Annotated in this window: 2 protein-coding genes and 2 pseudogenes; 1 reads left to right on the top strand and 3 read right to left on the bottom strand. The window is 36.4% G+C overall.

What is annotated here, in order from left to right; genetic code table 11:
• Nucleotides 1-69: 69 nt before the first annotated feature.
• From I6U48_RS28825 to I6U48_RS28815, 3 genes and pseudogenes are all read right to left on the bottom strand, one after another.
• A complete protein-coding gene (locus I6U48_RS28825) occupies nt 70-1,608 on the bottom strand; it encodes an L-lactate permease (protein WP_218323959.1) in 1,539 nt (512 codons plus the stop codon).
• 181 nt (nt 1,609-1,789) lie between these two features.
• Nucleotides 1,790-2,734, bottom strand: coding sequence for an electron transfer flavoprotein subunit alpha/FixB family protein (locus I6U48_RS28820; protein WP_218323958.1), 945 nt, complete (start codon nt 2,732-2,734; stop codon nt 1,790-1,792).
• A 21-nt stretch (nt 2,735-2,755) separates the two neighbouring features.
• A pseudogene (locus I6U48_RS28815) lies at nt 2,756-2,923 on the bottom strand (electron transfer flavoprotein subunit beta/FixA family protein); the annotation flags it as partial.
• Between I6U48_RS28815 and I6U48_RS30610 the strand changes: the two are divergent.
• Nucleotides 2,919-3,046: pseudogene (locus I6U48_RS30610) on the top strand (electron transfer flavoprotein subunit beta/FixA family protein); the annotation flags it as partial. The pseudogenes I6U48_RS28815 and I6U48_RS30610 overlap by 5 nt on opposite strands.

Genomic DNA, 3,046 nt, shown 5'->3' with positions numbered 1-3,046 from the left:
CTGTCAATTGATTATACTGAGCCATAATAGTCATTCCTTTCTAACTTTTTTCTTATCTGGTAATGTTCCTTAAAATAATGTTCCTAAAAAACATATTATGCCGCCGATAACTACATATAACACATAATATTTAAACACACTTCCCAGAATCTTGCTTTCAGAGCCGGATTTGCCAATAGCACTTGCACCAATTGCAATACTTTGAGGACAAATCATTTTTCCGATACCTGCTCCCAAAACATTTCCTGCTACCATCCATGCTGGAGAAAGAGCAAGATTTTTTGCTGTCTGTGCCTGTAATCCTCCAAATAAAACACTTGTTGATGTACCCGAACCTGTAACAAATCCTCCGATAGATCCAATTAATGGAGCGATTAATGGATATGCCCCGCCTGTAACAACAACTAAAAGTTTTGCAATATCTGAAATCATTCCACTATAACCCATTAATTTTGCTACTGCCATAACACAGCAAATTGTAACAATTGTTTTCCAGTTTGCTTTTAATGTAGAAATTAATACCTCTAACATTGCTGATACTTTTGCACCTTGAACAAAGCCACCTATAATTGCAGCAACAAAAATAATAACACCTGGTGTATTAATCCAACTAAAAGTCAGTTTACCTCCGCCTTTACCAGCATATACGACAGCAACGCTTTTGTATTTTGCAATCAAATGATTAATTGATGGAAATAAAGTTGATGTAAACAGTAACATTATGAATATTAAAATAAATGGACACCATGCTTGTAATGCTTTACCAAATGTCAAAGCTTCCTCTTCTTTTTTATCTTGAGCTTCAATGCAATATTCATCTTGAGGTTTTTTATTCAGCACTTTTGCCGCAATAACCGTACATATCATACAACAAATAGAACCTACTATATCTGGCAATTCTGCTCCAACTACTGTCGCTGTAATATACCAAGGCACTACAAATGATAGCGCAGCAATTAATGTAATAAGAAATGCTCCTTTTAAGGCCTTTATTCCGCCTCCTATAATACACACCATGATAAACGGACTTATGAAACTAAGAATTACTTCAATTAATACTGTGTTTGCTCCTAGTGTATGAGATGCAATTCCTGTTATTGCTGAAGATGTTACCAGAGGTATTCCCACTGATCCAAATGCAGTTGGAGTACTGTTAGCAACCAAGCATGCTATAACTGCTGCAAATGGATTTAATCCAAGACCAGCCAGCATAGATGCTGGAATAGCAACCGCTGTGCCGAACCCTGCCATTCCTTCCATAAAATTGCCAAATCCCCATCCGATAATTAATATCAAAACTCTTTTGTCAATAGAAACTCCTGCTAGCATTGTTTTTATGGATTCCATTGCGCCTGTACGCAAAGTCAAATTATAAGCAAACAAAGCTGCAACAATAACTAAACAAATTGGCCACAAAGCATTGAGTATTCCTTCTACTACCGCTGAGGCAGCATAAACTGCATTCAGTTTCCAGAAACCAACAGCTAAAATTACTGTAAGAACAAGTGCAATAGAAGTGGCTTTATGAGCTGGCATTTTTAACTTGCTCAATGCAACCATAAGCCAAACAATCGGTAATATCGCTATTAAAAACTTTAAAAATAACATTTTTTATTCCCCTTATTCGTATTTTTTATTTTTATGGTGATACCATTTTTAATTAGGCATTACCTTTTTAATCATATAATTTTTCCCTTATTATTTGATACTATCTTTACTTATGTGATTTGTAATGGGGTTTAGAATAGGGTTCAAAATGCTTTTTCAATAGCTGTCTAAGTGTAAAATTTTACTTTGCTTCTTCTTTTGCTTTCTTCATTTCCTCAATCATAACTGGAAGAATTTCGGTTACACTTCCAACTATACCTACATCGGCAATTTCAAAAATTGGAGCTTCTTCATCTTTATTAATTGCCACAATATAATTAGAACCTGACATACCCGATGTATGCTGAGTTGCTCCAGAAATTCCACATGCAATATAAAGTTTTGGTGATACAATCTTTCCTGATTGTCCAACTTGATGTGAACGACAAATCCACCCATCTTCAATTGGTGGTCTTGTGGCACCTACCACGCCGCCAAGTACATTTGCTAATTCTTCAACAAGTTTGAAGTTTTCTGCATTTCCCATTCCACGACCACCAGAAACAATAATTTCTGCTTCCTCCAAGTTAACAGCTTCACAAATGTCCTTTACCTTATCAATAATTTTTGCCTTAATAGCATCTGCTGGAATTTCTACTTTTTGCTCTGTAATAGCTGCCTTAGAGCCTTCTTCAGGTTTTGGAAAACTTCCACTTCTAACTGTAACTACTGCTGTGCCTTCTATTTCGATATTTTCTAAGACTGTACCACCATAAGCTGGTCTAGTATATATAACTTTACCATCAGTTTTACTCATTCCTATTACATCACTTACACAGCCTAAACCCATACGTCCTGAAATACGTGGTGCAATATCTTTAGCTAGCGCTGTATTTGCTAATAAAACGATCTCTGGATTTTGTTCCTTAACAACTTCTGCCAATACTGCTGTAACCGTATCACAATCTGAAGCAGTGTCTATACAAATAACAGGAACTCCAAAAGCAGCTACCATATCTGCAGCAGCTCGGCTGCCTACAATAAGAACTGTTCCTTCTGCATCTAATGCCTTAGCTGCACTAATCAATTCAAGGCTTCCACCTAGTACTTTTTCCCCATCTGTTTCCATGAACAATAATGCTTTCATACTTTTATTTTCCCTCCTTAATTAAATTGCCTTATCTTTTTTCATTTGTTCTAAAGCAGTACTTACTGCTAGTGTTACATCTTTCTCTTGAATTTTGATACCAGACTCTCTCTTAGGAGGTTCAGCATATTGAGTGCAGCGCGCTTTGGCTTTTTTTACCTCTCCAATTTCTGCAGCTGAATAAGTTGGAGAGGTAAAAAAAGCCAAAGCGCGCTGCACTCAATATGCTGAACCTCCTAAGAGAGAGTCTGGTATCAAAATTCAAGAGAAAGATGTAACACTAGCAGTAAGTACTGCTTTAGAACAAATGAA

Source organism: Clostridium thailandense (assembly GCF_019207025.1).
In the GTDB taxonomy this organism is placed as follows: Bacteria; Bacillota; Clostridia; order Clostridiales; family Clostridiaceae; genus Clostridium_AM; species Clostridium_AM thailandense.
This window is presented reverse-complemented; position numbering and strand designations above follow the sequence as displayed.